General features: G+C 71.0%; 22 protein-coding genes. 17 read left to right on the top strand and 5 right to left on the bottom strand.

The window, feature by feature from the left end; translation table 11 throughout:
• Window positions 1-7: 7 nt before the first annotated feature.
• Both malQ and ACIQBL_RS14850 read right to left on the bottom strand, forming a co-directional pair.
• Entirely contained in the window at window positions 8-2,227 is a 2,220-nt protein-coding gene (gene malQ, locus ACIQBL_RS14855) for a 4-alpha-glucanotransferase (protein ID WP_401941183.1), read from the bottom strand.
• Window positions 2,228-2,539 (bottom strand): hypothetical protein, encoded by a 312-nt coding sequence (locus tag ACIQBL_RS14850; RefSeq protein ID WP_401941181.1) that lies wholly within the window; start codon window positions 2,537-2,539, stop codon window positions 2,228-2,230.
• A 182-nt stretch (window positions 2,540-2,721) separates the two neighbouring features.
• Between ACIQBL_RS14850 and ACIQBL_RS14845 the strand changes: the two genes are divergently transcribed.
• From ACIQBL_RS14845 to ACIQBL_RS14835, 3 genes are read left to right on the top strand one after another with little or no spacing between them, the layout of a single operon-like run.
• On the top strand, window positions 2,722-3,255 hold the full coding sequence (locus ACIQBL_RS14845) for a PadR family transcriptional regulator (RefSeq protein WP_401941178.1): 534 nt from the start codon (window positions 2,722-2,724) through the stop codon (window positions 3,253-3,255).
• Window positions 3,252-3,950, top strand: a complete 699-nt coding sequence (locus ACIQBL_RS14840) for an ABC transporter ATP-binding protein (protein WP_401941175.1) — start codon at window positions 3,252-3,254, stop codon at window positions 3,948-3,950. The genes ACIQBL_RS14845 and ACIQBL_RS14840 overlap by 4 nt, the downstream gene beginning before the upstream one ends.
• The gene (locus ACIQBL_RS14835) at window positions 3,947-5,308 is read left to right on the top strand and encodes an ABC transporter permease (protein ID WP_401941173.1); all 1,362 of its coding nucleotides are present in this window, start codon (window positions 3,947-3,949) and stop codon (window positions 5,306-5,308) included. The genes ACIQBL_RS14840 and ACIQBL_RS14835 overlap by 4 nt, the downstream gene beginning before the upstream one ends.
• Window positions 5,309-5,407: 99 nt before the next feature.
• On the opposite strand, the gene ACIQBL_RS14830 is transcribed toward ACIQBL_RS14835, so the two are convergent.
• Window positions 5,408-5,944 carry an HNH endonuclease gene (locus ACIQBL_RS14830; RefSeq protein WP_356017467.1) on the bottom strand — a complete coding sequence of 179 codons (537 nt, stop codon included), beginning with the start codon at window positions 5,942-5,944 and terminating at the stop codon, window positions 5,408-5,410.
• Window positions 5,945-6,267: 323 nt separating this feature from the next.
• Here ACIQBL_RS14830 and ACIQBL_RS14825 point away from each other — a divergent pair, with 323 nt between their 5' ends.
• Window positions 6,268-7,362, top strand: a complete 1,095-nt coding sequence (locus tag ACIQBL_RS14825) for a mechanosensitive ion channel family protein (protein ID WP_401941170.1) — start codon at window positions 6,268-6,270, stop codon at window positions 7,360-7,362.
• 179 nt (window positions 7,363-7,541) lie between these two features.
• On the top strand, window positions 7,542-8,177 hold the full coding sequence (locus tag ACIQBL_RS14820; protein ID WP_401941168.1) for a Uma2 family endonuclease: 636 nt from the start codon (window positions 7,542-7,544) through the stop codon (window positions 8,175-8,177).
• A 21-nt stretch (window positions 8,178-8,198) separates the two neighbouring features.
• Here ACIQBL_RS14820 and ACIQBL_RS14815 read toward each other — a convergent pair whose 3' ends face one another.
• Window positions 8,199-8,510 (bottom strand): hypothetical protein, encoded by a 312-nt coding sequence (locus tag ACIQBL_RS14815; RefSeq protein ID WP_401941165.1) that lies wholly within the window; start codon window positions 8,508-8,510, stop codon window positions 8,199-8,201.
• Between the two features lie 597 nt (window positions 8,511-9,107).
• Window positions 9,108-9,572 (bottom strand): hypothetical protein, encoded by a 465-nt coding sequence (locus ACIQBL_RS14810; RefSeq protein ID WP_401941162.1) that lies wholly within the window; start codon window positions 9,570-9,572, stop codon window positions 9,108-9,110.
• A gap of 351 nt (window positions 9,573-9,923) precedes the next feature.
• Between ACIQBL_RS14810 and ACIQBL_RS14805 the strand changes: the two genes are divergently transcribed.
• From ACIQBL_RS14805 to ACIQBL_RS14750, 12 genes are all read left to right on the top strand, one after another.
• The gene (locus ACIQBL_RS14805) at window positions 9,924-10,757 is read left to right on the top strand and encodes a hypothetical protein (protein ID WP_401941159.1); all 834 of its coding nucleotides are present in this window, start codon (window positions 9,924-9,926) and stop codon (window positions 10,755-10,757) included.
• 191 nt (window positions 10,758-10,948) lie between these two features.
• Window positions 10,949-12,160, top strand: a complete 1,212-nt coding sequence (locus tag ACIQBL_RS14800; protein ID WP_401941156.1) for an ROK family protein — start codon at window positions 10,949-10,951, stop codon at window positions 12,158-12,160.
• A gap of 82 nt (window positions 12,161-12,242) precedes the next feature.
• Complete coding sequence (locus tag ACIQBL_RS14795) at window positions 12,243-13,580, top strand: ABC transporter substrate-binding protein (RefSeq protein WP_401941153.1); 1,338 nt, start codon at window positions 12,243-12,245, stop codon at window positions 13,578-13,580.
• Window positions 13,581-13,587: 7 nt separating this feature from the next.
• Entirely contained in the window at window positions 13,588-14,556 is a 969-nt protein-coding gene (locus ACIQBL_RS14790) for a carbohydrate ABC transporter permease (RefSeq protein ID WP_401941152.1), read from the top strand.
• A 3-nt stretch (window positions 14,557-14,559) separates the two neighbouring features.
• Window positions 14,560-15,453, top strand: a complete 894-nt coding sequence (locus ACIQBL_RS14785) for a carbohydrate ABC transporter permease (protein ID WP_401941150.1) — start codon at window positions 14,560-14,562, stop codon at window positions 15,451-15,453.
• Between the two features lie 7 nt (window positions 15,454-15,460).
• Entirely contained in the window at window positions 15,461-16,726 is a 1,266-nt protein-coding gene (locus tag ACIQBL_RS14780; RefSeq protein ID WP_401941148.1) for a 6-phospho-beta-glucosidase, read from the top strand.
• Entirely contained in the window at window positions 16,717-17,688 is a 972-nt protein-coding gene (locus ACIQBL_RS14775; protein WP_401941145.1) for an N-acetylglucosamine kinase, read from the top strand. The genes ACIQBL_RS14780 and ACIQBL_RS14775 overlap by 10 nt, the downstream gene beginning before the upstream one ends.
• A gap of 185 nt (window positions 17,689-17,873) precedes the next feature.
• A complete protein-coding gene (locus tag ACIQBL_RS14770; protein WP_401941143.1) occupies window positions 17,874-19,319 on the top strand; it encodes a hypothetical protein in 1,446 nt (481 codons plus the stop codon).
• Window positions 19,320-19,333: 14 nt separating this feature from the next.
• A complete protein-coding gene (locus ACIQBL_RS14765) occupies window positions 19,334-20,395 on the top strand; it encodes a glutamate ABC transporter substrate-binding protein (protein ID WP_401941141.1) in 1,062 nt (353 codons plus the stop codon).
• Between the two features lie 62 nt (window positions 20,396-20,457).
• Entirely contained in the window at window positions 20,458-21,786 is a 1,329-nt protein-coding gene (locus ACIQBL_RS14760) for a hypothetical protein (protein WP_401941139.1), read from the top strand.
• A gap of 26 nt (window positions 21,787-21,812) precedes the next feature.
• Window positions 21,813-24,359, top strand: a complete 2,547-nt coding sequence (locus ACIQBL_RS14755; RefSeq protein ID WP_401941136.1) for a tetratricopeptide repeat protein — start codon at window positions 21,813-21,815, stop codon at window positions 24,357-24,359.
• A complete protein-coding gene (locus ACIQBL_RS14750; RefSeq protein WP_401941134.1) occupies window positions 24,360-25,712 on the top strand; it encodes a PP2C family serine/threonine-protein phosphatase in 1,353 nt (450 codons plus the stop codon).
• The last annotated feature ends 23 nt before the right edge of the window (window positions 25,713-25,735 follow it).

Below are 25,735 nucleotides of genomic sequence, written 5' to 3'. Positions count from 1 at the left end.
GGGGGCCTCACGGACCCCCTTCCGCGCTGTCCCCTGGGCCCGCTTCCGCGCCCGCTTCCGCCCCTGCTTCCGAGCCCGTTTCCGGGCTGCTCCCCGTCCCCGTTGCCGTCCCCGTCCCCGTTGCCGTCGTCCCCGCCCCCAGCCCCACCCGCAGCACATCCACCAGCGCGTGCAGCCTCGGGGACGCGGCCAGCTCCTCCAGCGTCACGGGGCGCCCGTCCGCGTCGGCGACGGGAAGGCGCCAGTTCGGGTACTGGTCCCACGTGCCGGGCAGGTTCTGCGGGCGGCGGTCGCCGACGGTGTCGGGGAGCCAGACGCCGATCATGCGGGCGGAGGTGCGGAGCAGGAAGCGGTGGACGGCGTGGATCTCGGCCTCCTCCTCCGACGCGGGCCGGCCGCCGCCCGGCGCCTGCTCGAAGAGGCCGAGCCGGGAGAGCAGGGCCAGCCACTCCCCGACGTCCGTGGCGGACTCGACCCGCTCCTCCTCCACCGGTCTGGTCAACAGGCCGAGCCGGTCGCGGAGTTCGACGTGTTCGCCGGTGAGCCGGGCCGCGGTGGGCGGCAGGTCGTGGGTGGTGGCGGTGGCCAGACAGTCGGCCCGCCACTTCTCGGGGGCGAGCGGACGGCCGTCGCCCTCCCAGTCCCGTTCGAACCACAGCACCGACGTGCCGAGCACCCCGCGCTCCTGCAAGGTCTCGCGTACACCCGGTTCTACGGTCCCCAGGTCCTCGCCGATCACCACCGACCCGGCGCGCGAGGCCTCCAGCGCGAGGACGGCGAGCATGGCCTCGGCGTCGTAGCGGACGTAGGTGCCCTCGGTGGGGGGCTGCCCCTGCGGGACCCACCAGAGCCGGAACAGGCCCATGACGTGGTCGATGCGCAGGGCGCCCGCGTAACGGAAGAGCGCACGGAGCAGGCGGCGGTACGGGGCGTAGCCGGACTCGGCGAGGCGGTCCGGGCGCCAGGGGGGCAACCCCCAGTCCTGGCCGAGGGAGTTGAAGGCGTCCGGGGGTGCGCCGACCGACATGCCGGACGCGAAGTACTCCTGTTGCGCCCAGGCGTCGGCGCCGTCCGGATGCACCCCGACCGCGAGGTCGTGCACGACCCCGACCGGCATGCCCGCTTCCCGTGCGGCCCGCTGGGCGGTGGTGAGTTGGGTGTCGGTGAGCCAGGCGAGGCGGGAGTGGAAGTCGACGCGGTCCATCAACTCGGCGCGGGCGCGGGCGGTTTCGGGTGAGCGCGGGTCGCGCAGGGCGGCGGGCCAGCGGTGCCAGTCGGAACCGTGCGCCTCGGCCAGCGCACACCACGTGGCGTGGTCCTCCAGCGCCTCGCCCTCCCGGGCGAGGAAGTCGACGTAGGCGGCCCGCCGTCCGGGCCCGAGGGGGACCTCCCGTACGAGTTCCAGCGCCTCCCGCTTCACCTCCCACACGGCGTCCCGGTCGATCAACGCGCCCTTCTCCAGGACGGATTCACGCAGCCGCGCGGCCCGTTCGAGGAGCCCGCGCAGCTTCTCCCTCTCGTCCTCCTCGGCATACGCGAACTCGGGGATGTCCTCGATCCGCAGATACACCGGGTCGGGGAAGCGGCGGGAGGACGGGCGGTACGGCGACGGGTCGGTGGGCGCGCCCGGTACGGCCGCGTGCAACGGGTTGACCTGTACGAATCCGGCCCCCAGCGCCCGCCCGGCCCAGGCGGTCAGCTCACCCAGGTCACCGAGGTCCCCCATGCCCCAGGAGTGCCGGGAGAGCAGGGAGTAGACCTGCACCATCAGCCCGTACGACCGTCCGGTGGGCGTGGGCAACCGGTCCGGGGCGATGAGGAGATGGGCCTCGGCGCTGCGGCCGTCCGGTGCGGTGGCGGTCAAGTGGTGGACGCCGGGCGGGAGTTGTTCGGCGCCGGTCCGGGTCTCGCCCTGCTCGGTCTCGATGTGCAGCCGGGTGCCCTCGGGCAGCGCGTCGAGCGCGGCGGGCGTGCTGCCGGGCCGGCCGACAACGGTCGGCGGCAACAGCCGTTCGGCCAGCTCCTGTTGGCGGGCGGCGAGCGCGGCGCGGACGGCCTGCGGGGTGCTCGCGTCGACGCCGAGGGCGGCCAGGACGGCGACGACCGCGCCGGGCGAGGCCGGGACCGCGCGGTCCGGGGAGGGGCGGTAGGCGGTGGCGACGCCGTGCAGTTCGGCGAGGTGGGACAGGTCCTCGCCGAGGGTTTCGGACGGCTGGGGCGCTGTCATCTAGGGCCTCGTCGGGTCCGGGCCGGCGAACGCGGCGGAGGCGCTGCTCATCGGGTCGGCGAGCGTGCCGGACTCGCTGGTGAGCGGGGCGTCCATCGTGGCGGACTCGCTGGTCAGCGGGGCGGTGTCGGCGAGCGGGGGCTCGCTGGTGAGGGGCTCGGCGTCGGCCAGCGGCGGTTCGCTGGTCAGCGGGGTCTCGGCCCAGGCTCCCTCGGCGTCGACGAAGAACAGGCCGGGTGCGAGGTCGGCGGACGGCTCCGCGGTGCGTTTGGAGCGGGCCGGGCGCGGAAGTGATGCCGATGCTGCGGCCACGGGGGCCTCCTTGTCGGGTACGGGCGACGGGCGGGTTACCGCAGCCCTACCCAGCGGGCGCGACGACAGACCTCCAGGTTGGGGTAAGGGCGGCACCGCAGCCACTCCCGCACCGCACTCCCCGCACTTTCCCGGCTGATCACTATTCACTCAGTACATGTATCCAGTGCATACTGAGCGGCATGAGCACCCGCCACATCCTGCTGGGCCTGCTCGCCCAAGGACCGAGCCACGGCTACGACCTCAAGCGACGGCACGACGAACGCTTCCCGCAGGCCCGTCCCCTGGCGTACGGGCAGGTCTACACGACCCTGCAACGCCTGGTCAGGGACGGTCTCGCGGAGATCGACGGCACCGACTCGGCCGGCGGCCCGGAGCGCACGACGTACCGCTCGACCGCCGACGGTTCGCGTGAACTCGCCCTGTGGGCGCGGGAGATCGCGCCGCCCGCGCCCTTCGTGACGAACGAGATCTTCGCCAAGGTCGTCGTCTCGATCCTGGCCGGCGGCGACCCGGAGGCGTATCTCCGGGCCCAACGCGCCGCCCATATGGAGCGGATGCGGGAACTCACGGCGGTCAAGACCGCCAAGGGCACCGACCTGGCGACCGTGCTCTCGGCGGACTACGCCCTCAACCACCTTGACGCGGACCTCCGTTGGATGGCGACGACGGCGGCCCGGCTGACCACTCTGACCGCGGAGGTCGACACACCATGAGCAACCAGGGGGACGACGCGGTGCCGCTGCTCGCGGCCCGTGACCTCGCCAAGAATCACGGCAGGACCCGGGCGCTGAGCGGCGCCTCGGTCGCACTGGGCGTCGGCGAGATCCTCGCCGTCACGGGGACGAGCGGCAGCGGAAAGAGCACGCTGCTGCACTGCCTGTCCGGGATCGTCCGCCCGGACGCGGGGACGGTGACGTATGGCGGGGAGCGCCTGGACGAACTTCCCGAGAAGCGGCTCAGCGAGCTGCGGCGCACCGAGTTCGGGGTGGTCTTCCAGTTCGGCCAGCTGATACCCGAGCTGACGGCGGTGGACAACGTCGCGCTGCCGCTGCTGCTCGCGGGCGCCTCGCGGGCGGACGCCCGTGCCGGGGCCGGTGAGTGGCTGGAACGGTTCGGGGTGCGCGGGCAGGCCGAACTGCGGCCGGGCGAGCTGAGCGGCGGCCAGGCCCAGCGGGTGGCTCTCGCCCGGGCCCTGGTGACCGGCCCGAGGGTCGTCTTCGCGGACGAGCCGACCGGCGCCCTGGACTCCCTGGCGAGCGAGCAGGTGATGACGGCCCTGATCGGCTCGGCCCGCGAGTCCGGTACGGCGGTCCTGCTGATCACCCATGACGCGCAGACCGCGGCGTACGCGGACCGCGAGATCCGGCTGGCGGACGGGGCTGTGGCGACGGCGGGGGTGCCGGCATGAGGACGCTGACGGCCGATCTCCGGCTGGCCTGGCTGCTCACCCGGGGGTCCGACCGCCGGGAGTGGTGGCGCGTCCTGCTCACCGCCGTCGGGGCGGCGCCGGCGACCGGCCTCGGGCTGGTCGTCGCCACGTTGCTGCCGCTGGTGGGACACCACCACGTGTCCGTGGGCGGCGGGCTGCTCGACTACCCCGGTACCCGGATCGGTGTGGTCGCCGCACTCCTGCTGCTGTTCATCCCGGTGCTCGGCTTTCTGGGCCAGTGCGCCCGCGTCGGCGCGGTGCACCGCGACCGGCGGCTGGCCGCGCTGCGGCTCGCCGGGGCCACGCCCGGCCAGACGCGGCGGATCGCGGCGCTGGAGTCGGGTCTGGCCTGTCTGGCGGGGTCGGCGGTGGCCACGGCGGTCTCCGTGCCGACCCTGCTGCGGCTGTGGCACAACCCCGTCCCCCTGGCCTGGGCGGGCATCACCGTGGTGACCGTCGGAGTGCCGGTGCTGGGCGCGACGGTGAGCGCGCTGATGCTGCGCCGGGTGGTGGCCTCTCCCCTGGGGCGGATACGACGGCTGCGGCCGGCCGAGGGTCCGGGGCGGCTGTTCCGGGTGGCGACGACGGTGCTGGCGCTGACGGTGGTGTACATCGTGACCACCCCCTTCCACGACGTGCCGTTCCCGTTCGCCCTCACCCCGCTCACGGTCTTCGGCGTGTGCCTGCTGATCGGTGCCGTGGCGGTGTGGCTGACCGGCGCCTCGGCCCGCCAGCTCGGGGAGGGCCTGGCCGCCCGCGCGCAGAGCCCGGCGGTGCTGATCGCGGCGGAGCGGCTGCGCGACGATCCGTGGGCGGCGGCCCGTACGCATGCCGCGGTCCTGCTGGTGACGGTCGTCGGCTCGGGCTTCATGGGGATACGGCAGGTGCTGCTCGCGGTCCTGCACGACCGGGCGGACCGGTACGCGGAGGACATCGGGTTCTACGAGAACGGCCTGAACCTCGTGGGCCTCGCGCTCCTCTTCGCGCTCGCCCTGGTCCTGAGCGCGCTGGCCGTCGGCACCGCCGAGTCCGTCGCCACCCGGCGCCGGGGACTCGCCGCCCAGGTGGCGACCGGAGTGCCGTACCCGGTGCTCGCGCGGGCGACCCTGCTGGAGACCGCGCTGCCACTGGCACCCGCGCTCACGGTGGCGGGCCTGGGCGGCCTGACGGTCAGCGTCTGGTACGGCGCCGCCGCCTCGGAGCATGCGTCCGTCCCCGTGCCGTACACGGCGCTGCTGGTCCCGGTCGCGGTGTACGCGGCCTGTCTGCTGGCGGCGGCCACGTCACTGCCGCTGCTGCGCCGCTCGGTACGCCCCGGGGAGCTGCGCTACGCATGACCGTCCGCCCCGGCAGCGCGGGGGGCTGCCGGGGCGGACGACTCCGTACCGCCGTACAGGGGACAGCGCCGTACAGGGGGTACACAAAGGCCCGGATCGTCAGGCGGAGATGCCGTCGATCCGGGCCATCGCGTCCTCCGCGCCGTACGGCTGCAAGTACGGCAGCCAGCGCGGGTCCCTATGACCTGTCCCGATGATGCGCCAGGCCAGGCCGGTGGGTGGGGCGGGTTTGTGGCGCAGCCGCCAGCCGATCTCGAAGAGGTGTCGGTCGGCCTTCACGTGGTTGCAGCGGCGGCAGGACGCCACCACGTTGTCCCAGACGTGCTTGCCCCCGCGGCTGCGCGGAATGACATGGTCGACGCTGGTTGCGACGCCACCGCAGTACATGCACCGGCCCCCGTCGCGCGCGAAGAGCGCCCGCCGGGTGAGAGGAACGGGCCCCCGATAGGGAACCCGCACGAATCGCTTGAGCCGGACCACGCTGGGTGCGGGGACTGTGACGGTTGCGCTGTGCATATAGGCGCCGGATTCCTCAAGGGAGACAGCCTTGTTCTCCAGGACGAGGACGAGCGCGCGGCGGAGCGGTACGACGCCGAGTGGCTCGTACGACGCGTTGAGGACCAGGACATGCGGCACGGATGCCTCCTTGTGCGTCGGCGGCGCGTGGCTCGCGCCGGGACGATCTGTAGTCAGTCTCCCCTCATGCCTGGTGGAAGCGCCACCATGTCCCGGTAACGGGCTGGGAGTGTTTTCGACCACATGTGATTCATCCCCGGGACGACCGCGGGTTCGTCCCACCTGTTCTTTCCCCGCTGAGCACGGCCTCTCCCGTGAACTCGGCAACGATCCTCACGCGTTGCCCCGATAGTGTGGTGGGCCTGCCCTCCCGGTGACCTATTCGTGACCTTTCCCCCGTCGGACCATGCCGGAGGCAGACGCAGCACCTGGAGGTACCTGCCGTGTCCTTGTCCGCCGTCCTACTGGCCGCCGCTTCGCCGTCGCCGTCTCCGAGCCCCTCGGAGACCACGGTGACCGTACCCACTCTCCAGGACGCCCAGGAGAGCGCGACCAACGCCGCCAGCTGGGTGGAGCAGAACTGGTCCACCTGGCTGGCGATAGGTCTCAGGGTGCTGCTGATCCTGGTGATCGCGGCGGTGCTGAGAATGACGGTGCGGCGGGCGATCACCAAGCTGATAGACCGGATGAACCGTACGGTCGAGTCGGTGGACGGCACGGCGCTCGGCGGTCTCCTGGTCAACGCGGAACGCCGCCGCCAGCGCTCGCAGGCGATCGGTTCCGTCCTCCGCTCGGTGGCGTCCTTCGTGATCCTGGGCACAGCCGCGCTGATGGTCCTGGGCACGTTCGAGATCAACCTGGCCCCGCTGCTGGCCTCCGCCGGTGTCGCGGGCGTCGCGATCGGCTTCGGCGCCCGCAACCTCGTCACGGACTTCCTCTCCGGCGTCTTCATGATCCTGGAGGACCAGTACGGCGTCGGCGACCAGATCGACGCGGGCGTCGCCTCCGGCGAGGTCATCGAGGTCGGCCTGCGCGTGACCAAGCTGCGCGGGGACAACGGCGAGATCTGGTACGTCCGCAACGGCGAGGTCAAGCGCATCGGCAACCTGTCCCAGGGCTGGGCCACGGCAGGCGTCGACGTCACCGTCAAGGCCTCCGAGAACCTGGACCGGGTGAAGGCCACGCTCGACGCGGTCACGGAGAAGATGAGCAAGGAGGAACCCTGGAACGAGCTGCTCTGGGGCCCCATCGAGGTCCTCGGCCTCGACAGCGTCCTCATCGACTCGATGGTCGTCCGCCTCTCCGCCAAGACCATGCCGGGCAAGTCGGTCGGCGTCGAACGCGAACTCCGCTGGCGCGTCAAGCGCGCCTTCGACGAGGCGAACATCCGCATCGTCGGCGGCGCGACGGCGAACCCGGTCGACGACCAGTCGGACCCGACGGAGTCGGTCGCGGCGCCGTCGGTGTACTCGAACTCGGACTCGCCTCAGGTGGCGGCCACTTCGCCTATTTCCTCGCAGCGGCCGGGGACGCGGTAGTTGTAGGGGGCGTACGGGAGGGGTGTACGGGGACGGGGGCGGGCGGAACGGTTCAGCACACTCGTTCGAGTGAATGCGTGTGGAATCCCAGGTCACAGGCCCACCGGACGGCCCACAGTTCTGCCGGGGCACCCAGCACGGGCGTAGCCTGGCAGCAGCGTGACGAGGGAGAAGCATCGATGAGCGCCGAACCCATCATGGAGCCGGTCATGACGCAGCAGGACGTGCCGCAACAGGACCCCATCGATCTGCTGATCGCGATCGAGAAGGCGTCGGCGACGCCGATTCGACCCGAGTACGTCGAGGGGATGGCCATCGTGCCACCGGCACCGAACGACAATCACAACGACGGCTCAGGGGAACTGTTCTTCCAGTTCCGTGTCGCCGGACACCGCCTGGTGGGCATGGGCAACGGCTACCGAGCGGCCCACAAGGACGGCATCACGATGTCCCTGCTCATCCCGGACTTCTACGTCCGTCGTCGCAGGCCCAGCGAACTCGACGAGTCCTACCGCAGGACCCACAAGGGCTGGTACCCCATCGACATGATCGCCCTGGTCGGCGAAGTGACCTCCACCAATCACGAGACGGACACCGGCCCGAAACTCCGCGCCTACGCGGCTGCCGGAGTCCCGGTCTACGTCCTGATCAACCGCAACACGAAGACGGCCCACTGCTACACCACGCCTGTCCTCCCTGGCGACGACCCCACCGAGGCGTTCTACGACGCCGAGTCGAAGGTGGACCTGGGCGAGCCCCTCCCGCTGCCGGCTCCGTACCCCACTCTGGACACGACGCCCTTCCTTGAGAGCTGACGTCGAGGCCACGAGTGCGCCTCACTCTCCGGTCCGCTCCGCCCCCGTAGCGAAGAACCGCCCCACATAGCCACCCGTCGGCAACCCGCTCTCCCGCATGAGGGAGAACACCTCGGCCCCTTCTCCCGGCTCGCCGTCCATCCGGTACGCCTCACCGAACCCGACGTACTCGACGCTGTCGAGGTCCGCGCAGTACTCACGCGCCTCCACCTCCCCACGCCCGATCGCCTCGTCGAGTGACCGGGCCCGCCACAGGGTCACCCGCTCCTCATAGACCCCGAGTTCGCGATGCCGGAACACACACCGGACTCCGTACCAGGACTGCTCGCTCACCCGTGCTCCCACTCATTGTCGCCGCGCGGCCAGTGAAGCACTGCCAGTCAGCCGACGGCCGGTGGGTGGGTCAGCGAGTGGGGGTGTGCCGGAAGCCGGGGGCTGAACTAACCGTTGTCTGACTCGTTGAGCGGTTAGAAAAGACCCCGGCCTGTGGAGAGGGGTGGTGGGTGGGCTGTTTGCCCCTCCCTCACACCCGGGAGCGGATTGACAGCCACCGGCTCGGGCCCGAGCACCCACTCCGCACAGACGGTCTTGCCGATCGAGCGGGGCTCCCATCCCCAGCGCTGGGACAGGGCTCCGACCAGCGGTAATCCCCGCCCGAACTGGTCCGTGTCGCCCACCGGGCACGGACTCGGCAACCGTTCGCCACGCGGGCCCCCGACATCCGGGTGCTGTGCGAGTTCTACGGGCTGGAGGAGTCGAAATCGACAGCAGGTCGACGGCCCCGAGGTGATGCGCGCGCAGTTGCAGCACCTGGTGAAGACGGCCCAACTCCCCAAAACCCCCGACGCCCCGATACTCCGCCTGACCCCCACCACCTGGACGAAGTTCACCGCGGCCCTGCGCTGACCGACGCGCACCCACTCCACACCCTCACCCCCGGCTCTCGCCCTCCACCAGCCCCAACTTCCCGGCGATTTGACACAGCGCGACGAAGGACGCCCCCCGCCGCAACCCCGAGACACCCGTATAGGCCGCCCCCTCGCGCAGGTCCAGCACGACCGTCCCCGAAGACTCGTCGAAGGTGATCGAGCCCCAGACCGTGTGCCTACGGCGACCCGGGCGCCAGTGGAACCACAGCTCCTCGCGCCCCTTCTCCGCCGTGACGGACGCGCGGTCCGACGCCTTCAACTCCGTGCGCATCCGGTCGGACCAGCCCACGGAGGGCCGTAGCACGCGGAGTTGGCGTGTCTGGCGGCGGGCGAGGACGTCCGGGGTGAGAGGAATGCCCGCCGCGCGGGCTCGTCGCCGTAGCGACGGCCGTGTCGCGACAGCCCATACGACGTTGACGGCGAGCACGCCCACCGTCTCCCGCCGGCACTCGGCCAACACGCTCATGCCCGCACCCCGCTCACCGTTCCCCATGTCCCGTAAACGGGGTTGATCAAAAGTCAGGAATCTGTGAGGCGGCTGGCAGGCCCGGTCCGTCCACATCACGAATCGGCCTCGGGAAGGGGGCCGGCGGGGCCGAAACGCGCCCAACAGGCATCGCAATTCCGGCAGATCAGCCGAATCCCCGCCACCCGCTCCCACCTGCGGCTTTGCCCATCGTGATAAACCCGTGACGCGATTACCTTCACAGCTTGTTCTCATTTTCATCGCAGCCTCCTCATGCTTAAGGTCGCCCCACGACGGGCCCTTGTTCTGGAGCGCAACGCCCAGGGGTCCGTTTCGAATGTGGGGACAAGAATGAGGAAACTCGCCATCTGCGCCGCCCTGACCGGCGCCCTGGCCCTGACCGGTCTCGCCGCGCCGCTCGCGCAGGCCGCGACGCCGGATCTGGTGTTCGCCGGTGTGACGGTCAACAAGGGGAAGGCGATCGTCGTAGGGACGACCGCGGCGGTGAAGGTGCCCGTCACGTACACGCTGACGCGGCCGTCGGACCTGGTCATCGACAACAAGACGACGTTCGCGGGGATCATGCTCTACCGCGGCGGACTCGCCGGCATGGACAACGACATCGAGGGCACCCTCGCGCCGACCTGCACGACGACCGCCACGACGGACACCACGGTCACCGAGTCCTGCTCCGACACGATCACGGTCGACCCGGAGGACAGCCTGTACGAGGCCGCCGACGCGACCACCTGGAGCGTCGCCGGTTTCTACGTCCGCTCCTCCTACGACCTCGACGACTCGGACGACAAGATCAGCGCGTCCTCCGACTTCGCGGCCTGGGGCAACAAGGGCAAGGTCAAGGTGCAGCGCGCCGCCAAGGTCACCGCCAACGCCTCGCCGGAGCCGGTGAAGAAGGGCAGGACCATCACGGTCACCGGCGCGCTGACGCGGGCGAACTGGGAGACCGGCAAGTACTCCGGGTACGTCTCGCAGCCGGCCACGCTGCAGTTCCGGGCCAAGGGTTCGAGTACCTACACCACGGTGAAGACGGTCACCTCCGGCATCGGTGGCGCGCTGAAGACGACCGTGAAGGCGTCCAAGGACGGTTACTTCCGCTACGTCTTCGCCGGCACCTCCACCACCGGCGCGGCCACGGCCGCCGGTGACTACATCGACGTCCAGTAGGACGCGCCGGGTAACACCAGCACGCCCCCACCGCCCCCGCAGGTAACGAGTCTGTTGCCTCGGGGGCGGTCTCTATTGACGCCCCCTTCGCCCCGGGCTTACGTTCCTCCCACCCAATAGGAAACTTTCCTAACAGTGATCACATGACACGCTGGGTAGTTCGAAAGCCAGAGAGGCAGGTGGCGTACGACATGGCAGGAACCTCCGGTACCCCGGGCACTCCCCGCGTCCTGCGCGCCATGAACGACCGCGCCGCCCTCGATCTCCTCCTGGAGCACGGCCCGCTGTCCCGTACCCGGATCGGCAAGCTCACCGGCCTCTCCAAGCCGACCGCCTCCCAGCTGCTCGCCCGGCTCGAAGCGGCGGGGCTCGTCCTCGCCACCGGGACCAGCGAGGGGCGGCCCGGCCCCAACGCCCAGCTGTACGTGGTCAATCCGGGCGCCGCCCACGCCGCCGGGCTCGACGTCACGCCGGAACGCATCCGCGCCGCCGTCGCCGACGTCACCGGCCGCACGGTGGGCGAGTTCGAACTGCTCACTCCCGGCCGCCGCCCCGCCCAGCCCGTCGTACGGCAGGTGACGGATGCCCTCGACGGTGCGGTGAAAGCCGCCGGGCTCGCTCGCGACGACATCCACCGCCTCGTCATCGGCACCCCCGGCGCCTTCGACCCGAACACCGGCCGGCTGCGCTACGCCTCGCACCTGCCCGGCTGGCACTCCCCCGCCCTCCTCGACGAACTCGCCGCCGCGCTGCCGATGCCGGTGGAGTACGAGAACGACGTCAACCTCGTCGCCATCGCCGAGCAGCGGCTCGGCGCGGCCCGCGGGCACGGCGACTTCGTGCTGCTGTGGAACGAGGGCGGTCTCGGCGCCGCCCTGGTCCTCGGCGGCCGGCTGCACCGCGGCTGGACCGGCGGCGCGGGCGAGGTCGGCTTCCTGCCGGTGCCGGGCGCACCCCTGGTCCGCCAGGTGACCAAGGCCAACAGCGGTGGTTACCAGGCACTGGCGGGCTCGCAGGCCCTGCCCCAACTCGCCCGCGAACTCGGCATCACCGAGATCCCGACGGGTCCCTACGCCGAGGTCGCCGCCGCCCTCGTCGCCACCGCCGCCGACCACACCGGTGGGCCCCAGCGGCAGCTCCTGGAGATCTACGCGACCCACCTCGCGACCGGTCTCGCCTCGCTCGTCTCCGTGCTCGACCCCGAACTCGTCGTCCTCAGCGGTGGATCGCTGACCGCGGGCGGCGAACCCCTGCGCGCCCTCGTCCAGGCCGAGTTGGAGGAGCTGGCGGCGTCGCGGCCCCGGCTCGTCGTCGGCGACGTCCATGAACACCCCGTGCTGCGCGGCGCGTTGGAGAGCGCGCTGGCAACCACCCGCGACGAGGTCTTCGACACCTCGCGCTGACTCCCGCACCCCCGTACTCCCCCCTCGCACCACCCCTCCCCCTCCTCGCATCCACCCCGCCCCGCCCTTGGGAGACCTCACCATGCCCGGAATATCCCGGAAAGCGGCCACCGCCCTCGCCGCCTCCGCCTCCATCGCCCTCCTCGCGACCGCCTGTACCGGCCAGTCCTCTTCCGGCGCCTCAGACGACGCCTCGAAGGACGTCACCATCAACTTCTGGCACGCCTGGAGCGCCGCCTCCGAACTGAGTGCCGTGAAGTCGCTGGTCGCCGGCTTCGAGAAGGCGCACCCCAACATCCATGTGAACGTCGTCGGCAACATGACCGACGACAAGATCAACCAGGCGCTGCGCACCGGCGGCGACAAGGCACCGGACGTGATCTCGTCGTTCACCACGAACAACGTCGGCAAGTTCTGTTCGTCGGGCGCCCTGGTCGATCTCAACCCCTTCTTCAAGAAGGACGGCATCGACGCGGAGGCGACGTTCCCGAAGGCGATGAACGAGTACACCCAGTTCGACGGCAACCGCTGCACCGCGCCCCTGCTGGGCGACGCGTACGGGCTCTACTACAACAAGACGGAGTTCAAGAAGGCCGGCATCACCAGCCCGCCCAAGACGTGGTCCGAATTCGAGGCCGACGCCAAGAAGTTGACGATCAGCAAGGGCGACACGTACTCCCAGCTCGGGTTCATGCCGGACTACCACGGCTGGGAGACCACGACCGAGCACATCTTCGCGCAGTTCTCGCCGACGTACTTCGACACGAGCGGAAAGTCGGCGCTCGCCACGGACCCCGCGTTCAAGGCCGGTTTCACCCTCCAGAAGAAGCTCGTCGACGAACTCGGCGGTTTCAAGAAGCTGGAGAGCTACCGCTCCACGCTCGGTGACGAGTGGGGCGACAAGCACCCCTTCCACACCGGCCAGGTCGCGATGCAGCTCGACGGCGAGTGGCGGCTCGGCATGGCCGCGGCGGCCAATCCCAAGCTGGACATCGGCGTCGCCCCGCTGCCCGTCCCGGACGACCAGGTCGCCCAGTACGGCAAGGGCTACATCACCGGCACGATCGCCGGTATCGCCGCCAACAGCAAGAAGCAGAACGCCGCCTGGGAGTTCGTCAAGTACATCACCACGGACACGGACGCGGTGGTGAACTTCTCCAACGGCATCCACAACGTGCCCTCCACGCTGGCCGCCCTCAAGTCGCCCAAGCTGAAGTACGACCCGCGCTTCAAGACGTTCCTGGACATCGCCTCGAACCAGTACTCGACGACAAGTCCCGCCTCCATCAACGGCGGTGTGTATCTGACGACGATCCAGAACCTCGGCTACGACTACGAGAGCGGCAGGGTCACGAACCTCGACTCGGCCCTGAAGAGCACGGCCAAGCAGATCGACACCGACATCGCGCAGGCGAAGTAGCAGCGGGATGAGCACGATTACCCTGGTGTCGAAGCGCCGCAGGTCCGGCCTCGCCGCGAAGCAGCGGAAACAGGCACTGCGCACACTCGCCTTCATGTCGCCCTGGCTGATCGGCTTCGCGGTCTTCTTCGCGTATCCGCTGATCTCGACGGTCTATTTCTCGTTCATGCACTACGACGGTTTCAAGCCGCCGACGTGGGTGGGGACGAAGAACTGGACGTACGTCTTCAAGAACTATCCGTACTTCTGGCCCGCGATGCGCAACACCCTGTGGCTGGTCGTGGTGATGGTCTCGCTCCGGGTCGTGTTCGGCCTCGGCGTCGGGCTGTTGATCACGAAGATCAAGACGGCGACGGGCGTGTTCCGTACGCTCTTCTACCTGCCGTATCTCGCCCCGCCGGTCGCGGCCACGATGGCGTTCGCGTTCCTCCTCAACCCCGGTACCGGGCCGGTCAATTCGATCCTGGAGAAGGTCGGCATCCCGGCCCCGGGCTGGTTCAACGACCCCACCTGGTCCAAGCCGGCCCTCACCCTGCTCGCCCTCTGGGGCATCGGCGACCTCATGGTCATCTTCATGGCCGCGCTGCTCGACGTGCCCCAAGAGCAGTACGAGGCGGCCGAGTTGGACGGCGCCTCGGCCTGGCAGCGGTTCCGGTACGTCACGCTCCCGAACATCTCGCCGATCGTGATGTTCGCCGTCGTCACCGGCGTGATCCAGACCATGCAGTACTACACACAGCCCCTCATCGCCGGGAAGGTCGCCTCCGGCGTGATCCAGGGCGCGGGCACGCAGTTCGAGCCCGGCTACCCGGAGAAGTCCACGCTCACCCTTCCCCAGCTCGTCTACAACCTCGGCTTCCAGCGCTTCGACTACGGCTCGGCCTGCGTGGTGGCACTCGTCCTGTTCGCCCTGTCGATGGTGTTCACCGCGTTCCTGATGCGGCGCCGGGGCGGCCTCAACCTGGCAGGTGACTGACCGATGGCCCAAGTACTGGACAAGCCCCTGGAGTTGCGGGCGCCGGTGACCCCCGCCGAGCGCGTCGCCCGCCGCAAGGCGCTCATGGAGTGGGTCGCGGTCCACTCGCTCGGCGTCGCCGCGGCCCTCTTCTTCACGCTCCCCTTCGTGTTCGTGTTCCTGACCTCGCTGATGAGCGACAGCCAGGCCCTCAGCCGCGACCTGATCCCGCACACCTGGGAGTGGGGCAACTACCGCAAGGTGTTCGACACCCCGGGCTTCCTCACCTGGTGGAAGAACACGCTGATCTACGCCGGTCTCGGCACCGTCCTGACCGTCGTGTCGTCGATCCCGGTGGCGTACGCGCTCGCCAAGTTCCGCTTCCGGGGCCGGAATCTGTCCCTGATGCTGGTCATCTCGATGATGATGCTGCCGCCGCAGGTCGTCATCATCCCCATGTACCTGTTCTGGGCGAAGCAGTTGGACCTCTCGGGCACCCTGTGGCCGCTGATCATCCCGATGGCGTTCGGGGACGCGTTCTCGATCTTCCTCCTGCGCCAGTTCCTGATGACCATCCCGAACGAGTACCTGGACGCGGCGAGGGTCGACGGCTGCGGCGAGTTCAAGACGCTCCTGCGGGTCGTCCTGCCGATGGCCAAGCCGGGCATCGCGGCCGTCGCGCTCTTCCAGTTCTTCTACGCCTGGAACGACTACTTCGGGCCGCAGATCTACGCGTCCGAGAACCCCGGTGCCTGGACGCTGAGTTACGGCCTGGAGTCGTTCAAGGGCGCGCACCACACCGACTGGAACCTCACCATGGCCGCGACCGTGCTGGTCATGGCCCCCGTGATCCTCGTGTTCTTCTTCGCGCAGAAGGCGTTCGTCGAGGGCGTCACGCTCACCGGAGTGAAGGGTTAAACCACGTATGAAACTCACCGTGGTCGGCGGAGGCTCGACCTACACACCCGAACTCATCGACGGCTTCGCCCGGTTGAGGGACACCCTGCCCGTCGAGGAACTGGTCCTCGTCGACCCGGCGCCCGAACGCCTGGAGCTGGTGGGCGGGTTGGCCCGCCGCATCTTCGCCAAGCAGGGGCACCCCGGCAGGATCGTCACGACGTCCGACCTGGACGCCGGCGTCGAGGGCGCCGACGCGGTGCTGCTCCAGCTCCGCGTCGGCGGGCAGGCGGCCCGGGAGCAGGACGAGACCTGGCCCCTGGAGTGCGGCTGTGTCGGCCAGGAGACGACCGGCGCGGGCGGCCTCGCCAAGGCGCTGCGGACCGTACCGGTGGTCCTCGACATCGCGGAACGGGTCCGCCGTACGAACCCGGACGCCTGGATCATCGACTTCACCAACCCGGTGGGGATCGTCACCCGCGCCCTGCTCCAGGCCGGCCACAAGGCGGTCGGGCTGTGCAACGTGGCGATCGGCTTCCAGCGGAAGTTCGCCGGGCTCCTCGGGGTCACCGCGAACGATGTGCACCTCGACCATGTGGGCCTCAACCACCTCACCTGGGAGACCGGTGTGCGGCTCGGCGGTCCCGAGGGCGAGAACGTCCTGCCCAAGCTGCTCGGCGAGTTCGGCGACGACATCGCCGCCGACCTGAGCCTGCCCCGGGTGCTGCTCGACCGGCTCGGCGTCGTCCCATCGTACTACCTGCGCTACTTCTACGCGCACGACGAGGTCGTACGGGAACTCCGTACGAAGCCGTCGCGGGCCTCCCAAGTGGCGGAGATGGAACGCGAGTTGCTGAAGATGTACGCCGACCCGGCCCTCGACGAGAAGCCCGCGCTGCTCGCCAAGCGCGGGGGCGCCTATTACTCCGAGGCCGCCGTCGACCTGGCCGCCGCGCTGCTCGGCGGGGGCGGGAGTCCCTACCAGGTGGTGAACACGTACAACAGGGGGACGCTGCCGTTCCTGCCGGACGACGCCGTCATCGAGGTGCAGGCGGCGATCGGCGCGAAGGGTCCGACCCCGCTTGCCGTGGCCGAAGTCGACCCGCTGTACGCGGGGTTGACGGCCAATGTGACGGCGTACGAGGACCTCGCCCTGGAGGCCGCGCTGCGCGGCGGCCGGGACCGGGTGTTCCGGGCGCTGCTCTCGCATCCCCTGATCGGCCAGTACGAGTACGCCGAAGCCCTGACCGACCAGCTGATCGCGCACAACCGGGAGCACCTCGCGTGGGCCTGACCGCAAGTGTCCTCGCCATCGACGCGGGCAACAGCAAGACCGACGTCGCGGTCGTGGCGGCCGACGGAGAGATCCTCGCCACGGCCCGCGGCGGCGGGTTCCGGCCCCCGGTCGTGGGCATCGACACGGCCGTGGACGCCCTCGGGGAAGCCGTCGCCCGCGCCTTCGCGGACGCGGGCGTGAGCGCGGTCGACCATGTGTCGGCCTGTCTCGCCAACGCCGACTTCCCCGTGGAGGAGCGGCAGTTGGCGACCGCGCTGCACGCGCGCGCGTGGGGCACGAGCGCGGAGGTCCGCAACGACACGTTCGCGGTGCTGCGCGCGGGCATCCGCGAGCCGCGCGGCGTCGCCGTGGTCTGCGGGGCCGGCATCAACTGCGCCGGCATGCGCCCCGACGGCCGCACCGCCCGCTTCCCGGCGCTGGGCCGTATCTCCGGTGACTGGGGCGGCGGTTGGGGCCTGGCGGAGGAGGCCCTGTGGCACGCGGCCCGCGCCGAGGACGGCCGCGGCGGTCCCACGGCCCTGGCGCGTACGCTCCCGGCGTACTTCGGCCTGGACTCGATGTACGACCTGATCGAGGCCCTGCACTTCGAACACGTCGCGCACCACCGCCGGCACGAGCTGACGCCGGTGCTGTTCGCGACGGCGGTGGACGGCGACCCGGTCGCCCGCTCGATCGTCGACCGGCTGGCGGAGGAGGTCGTGGCGATGGCCACGGTCGCGCTGACCCGGCTCGACCTGCTCGACGAGGAGGCGCCGGTGCTGCTCGGCGGCAGCATCCTCGCCGCCCGGCACCCTCAACTGGACGACCGTATAAGGGAGTTGCTGGCCGCTCGGGCGCCCAAGGCGGTGGCGACGGTCGTCACCGCGCGGCCGGTCCTCGGGTCCGTCCTGCTGGGCCTGGATCATGTGGGCGCACCGGCCGAGGCGCACGCCAGGGCGCGGGCCCACTACGAGCACTGACGCCCGGGAACCGAACAGATTCCCACGGCGTATTCATGGACAGGGGGGTGGTGCGGGGCGTTGTGTGGTGCCGGAAATCCGGTCGCCGCGCTGCGATCCGATCAAGATCCAGTGAAGACCGGTGCGGAATGTCAGTCCTGGCGGCGATACTTGCGGCGACGGGATGACCCTGGGGGAGGTCAACAGTGACACAACCGCCGAAGAGCAGCACGGCGCCACCGGGCTCCGGCGCGCCCACGATGCCGGTGCTGCCGCCGCAGCCGAGCCGGTCGGGGGCGCCCGCGCCCCGGCGCACGCCGGACACGGCACCCGCGCGCCGTACGGCGCTCGCCGAGGGTGTCGACCGGCTGCGCGCGGCGGCCACCACCGAGCCGGGCCGGCTGCGGGCCATCGGCGCGCTGCTGGCCGTGCTCGTGGTCGCGTTCGGCGCGGTCACCGCCTGGCAGACCAACAGCCGGGCGACGGCCGCGGGCGACGTGCTCCACCACAGCCAGCCGCTCAGCTCGGACGCGGCGGACATCTACCGCTCGCTCGCCGACGCCAACACCATGGCGGCCAGCGGCTATCTGGCGGGCCTCCAGGAGACCCAGGCGACCCGCGACCAGTACGAGGCGGACATCAGGACGGCCGCCGCGAAGCTCGTCACGGCCGCCGCCAACACGGACCCGGGCTCGTCGTCCGCGACCACCATCAGACAGCTCAACGAACTCCTGCCGGAGTACAAGGGCCTGGTCGAGTCGGCCCGCGCCAACAACCGGCAGGGCTTCCCGGTGGGCGGCGCCTATCTGCGCGCCGCGAACGACACCATGCAGAAGCAGATGCTCCCGAAGGCCGAGGACCTCTACACGAAGGAGAACGAGCGGCTGAGCGCCGACTACGGGAACGCGACGCCGTACCCGTGGTTCGCGATCGCCCTCGGGCTCCTCGCGCTCGGCGGCCTGGCCTGGGCCCAGCGGCGCAACTACCAGCGCACGAACCGGGTCCTGAACCACGGCCTGGTCGCCGCCTCCGCCACCACCGCGGTCGTCCTGCTCTGGCTGGTCGTCGGCCACACCGTCGCCCGCGCGGGCCTCAACGCCTCCTACGACCACGGGGTCAGATCGCTCAACGTGTTGCACGACGCCCGCATCGCCTCCCTGAAGGCGCGCAGCGACGAGAACCTCACCCTGGTCAGCCGGGGCGCCGAGACCCACCAACTCGCCGACGGCACGGTCATGGACGCCTACGACTGGGCGTACGACCAGGAGATCGCCAAGCTGGGCAAGGGCCTGAAGCAGGCCGACTCGCTCGCCGACGACTCCGCGGGCCGCAAGCCCGTCGCGGTCGCCAACAGCTCCATGACGGTGTGGATATCCCGTCACAAGAAGGTCAGCGAGAACAACGACGCGGGCCGTTACCAGGAGGCCCGCGACGGTGTCATCGGCAAGAGCGACGCGACGGGCGAGTGCTTCAAGGCCGTGGACGCCTCGCTGGAGACGGCGCTGCAGCACGAGACGAACGAGTTCAGGCGGTCCGCGAGTGACGGCCTGGACGCGATGACCGGCCTCACCGCCGGCGCCGCGGTGCTCGCGGTGCTCGGCGCGGCCGGCGCCGTACTGGGCATCGGGCGCAGGCTGTCGGAGTACCGGTGAAAGGGGGCGTGACGATGCGAGCACGCAGTGACTTTTTTCGCCGCCCGAGCGCTGTGCGCCGCTTGCGGGCCAGCCTGAAGGGCTGGGGCGGGGTGGGCGCCATGGCGGTCGTCTGTGTCCTCGCGGTCGCGTTCGTCCTGCTGCTGCCGCTCACCCAGTCGCGCGGCGAGGCCGGTGACAGCCCCGGCGGACAGCGGACGGTGCAGGGCACCCAGGCCAAGGCCGACGACTGCACGGACACCACCGCCCAGAACCTGAGCCCGTCCCCGTCGGACGCCGAGGGCGACACGATCAAGGCCATCAAGGCCCGCGGTGTCCTGCGGGTGGGCGTCGACCAGAACAGCTACCGCTGGGGCTACCGCAACCCGAACAGCGCCTCGGGCGGCCTGGAGGGCTTCGACATCGACCTCGCCACGGCCATCGCCAAGAACATCTTCGGCGGCTCCTACACCGACCAGAGCATCCAGTTCCTGGCCATTCCGACCAACGAGCGCATCCCGGCGATCCAGGGCAAGCGCGTCGACATGGTGGTCCGCACCATGACGATCAACTGCTCCCGCCTCAAGGACGTCGCCTTCTCCGCCCCGTACTTCCTCACCGGCCAGCAGGTCCTCGCCCCGAAGGCGTCGACCATCACGGGCTACAACGGAACACTGGCCGGCAAGCGGGTCTGCTCGGCGGCCGGCTCCACGGCGTACGACCGGCTGGACGCGGACAAGACGGCCGGCAAGCTGCCCGCCAGCGTCGACATCAAGGACACCGTCCCCAACCAGCTGGACTGCCTGGTGCGGCTCCAGCTCGGCCAGGCGGACGCGGTGGTGACCGACGGCGCGCTCGCCGCCAGCCAGGCCGCGCAGGACCCGACGGTGGAGCTGAAGGGCACCACCTTCACCACCGAGTACTACGGCGTGGCCATGAACAAGGACGCCACCGATCTGGTGCAGCGGGTCAACCGAATACTGGAGACGTACCGCACCAGCGCCGACGGCTGGCGCGCGTCCTACACGAAATGGTTGCTGCCCACCCTGGGTAAGGACTCGGAGTCGGCCAACCCGCCCACGCCGCACTACAAGTGACGGTCCATCAACTACCGGACGACACGGACCACGACGGAACACAACGCAGCGAGAGGTGATCGATGGGCGTCACGGGACCCCCCGGGCCGGTAATGGACCGGGACGAGGTGGACCGTGCGCTGGCGCGGCTCGGCGCGGAGCACGAGGCCATCGAGACCTCGCTCCTCGCCCTGCAGGACCACGCGGGCCGCAGACTCCTCGAAGGCGCCGAGCTGACCGGCACGACCAAGGAGCGCTGGGCGTCCGCGGAGGCGTCGATCACGCTGCTGTGGGCGTACTTCGACGCGTACACGGACGCGTTCCGCGCCGCCCAGAGCATCCGCTCCCGGCGCCGCTGGTCCAGCCGTGAGGACCTGGTCGAGCTGACCGAGCTGCTGCGCGGCGAGTCCGTCACGGTCGCCGGTTCCACCACGGCGACCGCCAACGCCCCGACGCTGACGGGTGGTTCGAGCAAGCTGAGCCACCAGTTCTCGCTGAGCGCGCTGGTCGACGAGATGAACGACCTGTACGCGACCTCGCTCGACATGGTCGTCACGTCCGACGCGGTGTGGTCGGCGCTGCCCGCGCGAATCGATTTACTGGCCGCGGAGTTGCAGCGCACCCGGCAGCTCGCCCACTCCGTCGGCGTCCGCCCCGGCGAACACCCGGCGGGCGACGACCTGGAGCGCATCACCAGCACCCTGACCGAACTGCGCGAGCGGGTCATCTCCGACCCGCTGGCCTTCTGGGTGCGGGCGCAGGGCAGTTCGGCCCCCGGCGGCGGCCGGCCGGACACCACGGTCTACGACCGGGAGGCGCGCGCCCTGGAGGACGTGCGCCGCGAGATCGACGCCGTGCTCACCGTCCGGCAGGACGCGGAGGCGCGGCTGGTGAAGCTGCGGGACGTGCTCTCCCGCGCGGACCGTACGCTCGCCGAGGCGCGCACCGCGCGCGGTGAGGTCCTAGCGAAGATCGCCGCCACGGAGGTGCCGGTCGTCAGCGGACCGCCGACCGTGCTCCAGGAGCAGTTGTCGACGGCCGCCGAGTACCGCAGACACGCCCAGTGGCACCGGCTGTCCCCGCTCCTGGAGTCCCTGGAGCAGAAGGCGGAGGACGAACTGCTGCGCGCCCGCGAGTCGTTGACCGCGGTCACCCAGCCGCTGGCGGTCCGCGCGGAGCTGCGTGGCCGCCTCGACGCGTACAAGGCGAAGGTCGCCCGGCACGGCCTCGCGGAGGACCCGCTGCTGATCGAGCGGTACGACGCGGCGCGCCGCATGCTGTGGAGCGCGCCCTGCGACCTGCGCGTCGCCGAGCAGGCGGTGCTGCGCTACCAGCACGCCGCCGCCGAGCAGTTCGGCGCTCCGCGGCAGCCGCAGGGCGGTCCCGAGGACCAGAGGGGGCCGGGCGCGTGAGTGACGAGGGAGAAGCGGGGTCGGTCATGAGTGAGGCACAGCGGAAGTGTCAACGGCCCGGCTGCGAGGGCTCGTACGAGGACGTGGGCGGCGGCGAGCTGTACTGCGACACGTGCGGTCTGGCGCCGGTGGTGTCGGCGAAGGGCGCGATCGGCTCGCCGCCCACCGGGACGACCGGCGGCGGCAGGGGCTCGCGGGGTTCGGGGAGCGGTTCCCGTCCCAGCAGCCGCAGTTCGCGTACGTCGTCGCAGTCGGCGAAGTCACGGCGCTCGGTGTCGGGACGGCTCTCGCGCTCGGTGTCGGGCCGGTCCTCCAGCCGCTCGGTGTCGGTGCGCAGCTCCGGTTCGTCGTCGGGGACCTCCAGCCGCGGCCGGCTCGGGGTCGGCCTGGTGCAGGTGCCGGGGGTGCCGCGGCCCGACCCGCGCGAGATGGTCCTGGAGAACCCGGAGGTGCCCGAGCGCAAGCGGTTCTGCTCGCGCTCGGACTGCGGGGCGCCGGTGGGGCGGTCCCGCGGCGACAGCCCGGGGCGCACGGAGGGCTTCTGCACCAAGTGCGGCAACCCGTACTCGTTCTCGCCCAAGCTGGCCGCCGGTGACGTCGTGCACGGGCAGTACGAGGTCGTGGGCTGTCTGGCGCACGGCGGTCTCGGCTGGGTCTACCTCGCCGTGGACCGCGCGGTCTCCGACCGCTGGGTGGTCCTCAAGGGCCTCCTCGACACCGGCGACCAGGACGCGATGGCCGCCGCGATCTCCGAGCGGCGCTTCCTCGCCGAGATCGAGCACGCCAACATCGTGCGGATCTACAACTTCGTGGAGCACCTGGACCAGCGGACGGGTTCGCTGGACGGGTACATCGTCATGGAGTACGTCGGCGGCAAGTCCCTCAAGGAGATCGCCAACGACCGTCGTACGGCGGACGGGAAGCGCGATCCGCTGCCGGTGGAGCAGGCCTGCGCGTACGGCATCGAGGCCCTGGAGGCGCTCGGCCATCTGCACAGCCGCAACCTGCTGTACTGCGACTTCAAGGTCGACAACGCGATCCAGACCGAGGACCAGCTCAAGCTGATCGACATGGGCGCGGTGCGCAGAATGGACGACGACGAGTCGGCCATCTACGGCACGGTCGGCTATCAGGCGCCCGAGGTCGCGGAGGTCGGCCCGTCGGTGGCGAGCGACCTGTACACGGTCGCCCGCACCCTCGCGGTCATGACCTTCGACTTCCAGGGCTACACGAACGTCTTCGTGGACTCCCTGCCCGACCCCGACAACATCGAGGTCTTCCGCCGCTACGAGTCGTTCTACCGGCTCCTGGTCCGCGCCACCGACCCCGATCCGGCCCGCCGGTTCGCCTCCGCGCAGGAGATGGCCGAGCAGCTCACGGGCGTCCTGCGGGAGGTCGTCTCCCTGCAGACCGGCCGGGCCCGCCCGTCCCTTTCGACTCTCTTCGGACCCGAACTGAAGGTCACGGACACGGAGTTGGTGCCGACCCTGGACGGGGACGTGTCGCGGCTGGGGGTGCGCGCGACGCGGCCGGGGAAGAAGCCCGTGGCGTCCACGGCGCTCCCCGCCGCACGTCTGTCCGCCGCCACCTCACTGCCCGCCGCGGCGGACGCCCTGAACGGCAGCGCCCCGAGCATCGTGAAGGCGGTCGAGGCCCCCGCGGTCGCGCTCGCCCTGCCCGTCCCGCACGTCGACCCGACGGATCCCAACGCGGGCTTCCTGGCGGGCCTGATGGCGACCGCGGCGACCGAACTGCTCGGCGCCCTCGCGTCCGCGCCCTCGCCGTCCGTGGAGACCCGGCTGCGGCAGATCCGCGCCTGGCTGGAGAACGGCGACTCGTACACCGCGCTGGACGCCCTGGCGAAGCTGGAGGACGAACGGCCCGACGACTGGCGGGTGGTCTGGTACCGGGGCGTGTCCGCGCTGGCGACCCGCGACCACGAGGCCGCCGCGCTGTCCTTCGACGCGATCTACGACGCCTTCCCGGGCGAGCCCGCGCCGAAGCTGGCGCTCGGCCTGTGCGCGGAGGTGCTGGGGCAGCTGGACAACGCGGCCGAGTACTACCGCCTGGTGTGGTCGACCGACCCGAGCTATGTGAGCGCGGCGTTCGGCCTGGCCCGCGTCCAGCTCGCGACCGGCGACCGGCAGGGCGCCGTACGGACGCTGGAGTCGGTGCCGGAGGCGTCGATCCACTACACGGCCGCGCGCGTGGCCGCCGTACGGGCGCGGCTTCGGCAGCGGACCGCGACGGCCGGCGACACGCCGTTCCTGGACGATCTGACGGCCGCCGCCGGGCAGGTGGAAGCGCTGGAGGGATACGGTCTGGACGCGGTCCGGCGCGAGCGGTTGTCGGCCGAGGTCCTCGGCTGCGCCCTCGACTGGATACTCTCCGGAGGCCAGGGTTCCGTGCCGCCTACGCGGCGGGAGCTGCTCGGCAGCGAGCTGGACGAGCGGGGACTCCGCTTCGGCCTGGAGCGTTCGTACCGCACGCTGGCCCGGCTGGCGCGGGGCGGCGAGGAGAGGATCGACCTGGTGGAACGTGCCAACCGTTACCGCCCCCGGACGTGGGTGTAGTTGATGTCGCAGATGCCCCAGCCGAAGGCCTTGTCGACGTGTCCGAGCTGCGAGGAGCCGCTCGAGTCGGGCGACCGCTTCTGCGGTGCGTGCGGATACGACCTGTCCGCCGTGCCCGCGCCGCCGGACGACCGTCCGACGCTCACCATGAACGGCGTGGTGCCGCTCCCGCCCGAGGAGGCCGCGGACGTGGACTGGCCCGTGGTACCCCAGCCGGAGGGCCCCGAGAGCCCGCCGACGGTCCATCTGCCGACGGACCTGCCCGGCACGGACTCCGGCGGCATCCCGCTGCCGTCCAACGCCCCGCTCCCGCCGTCCGGTTCACCCGTCTCCCCGGCCACGGGCGTACGGTTCGACCGGCCGCCGGAGCCCGACGAGTACCCCCTCCAGGCGCCGGACCCGCGGGTCGCCGCCGACCTGCCGACGCCGGCCGAGGGCACCAAGGTGTGCGTGGCCTGCCGGTCGGGCCGGGTGGACCCGGACGGCTACTGCGAGAACTGCGGGCACGCCCAGCCCCGCGAACGCGACCACATGGAACAGGAGTTGGGCCCGCTCGCGGCGGTCAGCGACCGGGGGCTGCGCCACCACCGCAACGAGGACGCCTTCGCCGTAGGACAGTGTGTGCTGCCCGACGGGGCGCCCGCGCTGGTCGCGATCGTGTGCGACGGGGTGTCCTCGGCGACGCGGCCCGACGCGGCGTCACTGGCCGCTTCGCGGCAGGCCGGTGAGGCGCTGCTGGCCGCGCTGCCGCAGGGCGCGCATCCGCAGGCGGCGATGCACGAGGCGATCGTGGCGGCCTCGCACGCGGTCAACTCCCTTGCCGAGGAGCCCGCGACGGCCCGCGAGCACGCCCCGCACCAGAACGCGCCGGCCTGCACCCTGGTCGGCTCCGTCGTCACCCCGACCCTGCTCGTCATCGGCTGGGTCGGCGACAGCCGCGCCTACTGGATCCCGGTGGACCGCAGTTCACCGCCGGCCCGGCTCACCGAGGACGACTCGTGGGCCGCGCAGATGGTCGCCGCGGGCCTGATGAGTGAGGCGGAGGCCTACGCCGACGAGCGCGCCCACGCGATCACCGGCTGGCTCGGCGCGGACGCGTACGAACTGGAGCCGCACACCGCTTCCTTCAAGCCGGACCGGCCGGGTGTAGTGGTGGTGTGCACGGACGGTCTGTGGAACTACGCGGAGTCCGCCGAGGAGATGGCCGAGGTCGTCCCCCTCGACGCCGCGCTCCGCCCGCTGCACAGCGCCCAGGTTCTGGTCGGCCACGCGCTGGACGGCGGGGGCCACGACAACGTAACAGTGGCCGTCGTGCCGTTCCCGGCCCCGCCGCAGGGGGCAGTATCCGGCTGAGGCCGTATCAAACGGGGGCGGCC

The organism is Streptomyces sp. NPDC088350 (genome assembly GCF_044753545.1).
GTDB lineage: Bacteria > Actinomycetota > Actinomycetes > Streptomycetales > Streptomycetaceae > Streptomyces.
The sequence above is the reverse complement of the archived record's forward strand: the minus strand, read 5'-3'. Positions and strand labels throughout refer to the sequence as shown.

What these genes read in the sequence shown, in the direction of transcription:
- ACIQBL_RS14755 (WP_401941136.1), top strand. Translation starts at nt 21,813, where the DNA reads ATGAGTGAGGCACAGCGGAAGTGTCAACGGCCCGGCTGCGAGGGCTCG.
- malQ (WP_401941183.1), bottom strand. Translation starts at nt 2,227, where the DNA reads ATGACAGCGCCCCAGCCGTCCGAAACCCTCGGCGAGGACCTGTCCCAC.
- ACIQBL_RS14785 (WP_401941150.1), top strand. Translation starts at nt 14,560, where the DNA reads ATGGCCCAAGTACTGGACAAGCCCCTGGAGTTGCGGGCGCCGGTGACC.
- ACIQBL_RS14810 (WP_401941162.1), bottom strand. Translation starts at nt 9,572, where the DNA reads ATGAGCGTGTTGGCCGAGTGCCGGCGGGAGACGGTGGGCGTGCTCGCC.
- ACIQBL_RS14765 (WP_401941141.1), top strand. Translation starts at nt 19,334, where the DNA reads ATGCGAGCACGCAGTGACTTTTTTCGCCGCCCGAGCGCTGTGCGCCGC.
- ACIQBL_RS14845 (WP_401941178.1), top strand. Translation starts at nt 2,722, where the DNA reads ATGAGCACCCGCCACATCCTGCTGGGCCTGCTCGCCCAAGGACCGAGC.
- ACIQBL_RS14820 (WP_401941168.1), top strand. Translation starts at nt 7,542, where the DNA reads ATGAGCGCCGAACCCATCATGGAGCCGGTCATGACGCAGCAGGACGTG.
- ACIQBL_RS14840 (WP_401941175.1), top strand. Translation starts at nt 3,252, where the DNA reads ATGAGCAACCAGGGGGACGACGCGGTGCCGCTGCTCGCGGCCCGTGAC.
- ACIQBL_RS14760 (WP_401941139.1), top strand. Translation starts at nt 20,458, where the DNA reads ATGGGCGTCACGGGACCCCCCGGGCCGGTAATGGACCGGGACGAGGTG.
- ACIQBL_RS14805 (WP_401941159.1), top strand. Translation starts at nt 9,924, where the DNA reads ATGAGGAAACTCGCCATCTGCGCCGCCCTGACCGGCGCCCTGGCCCTG.
- ACIQBL_RS14800 (WP_401941156.1), top strand. Translation starts at nt 10,949, where the DNA reads ATGGCAGGAACCTCCGGTACCCCGGGCACTCCCCGCGTCCTGCGCGCC.
- ACIQBL_RS14790 (WP_401941152.1), top strand. Translation starts at nt 13,588, where the DNA reads ATGAGCACGATTACCCTGGTGTCGAAGCGCCGCAGGTCCGGCCTCGCC.
- ACIQBL_RS14795 (WP_401941153.1), top strand. Translation starts at nt 12,243, where the DNA reads ATGCCCGGAATATCCCGGAAAGCGGCCACCGCCCTCGCCGCCTCCGCC.
- ACIQBL_RS14835 (WP_401941173.1), top strand. Translation starts at nt 3,947, where the DNA reads ATGAGGACGCTGACGGCCGATCTCCGGCTGGCCTGGCTGCTCACCCGG.
- ACIQBL_RS14780 (WP_401941148.1), top strand. Translation starts at nt 15,461, where the DNA reads ATGAAACTCACCGTGGTCGGCGGAGGCTCGACCTACACACCCGAACTC.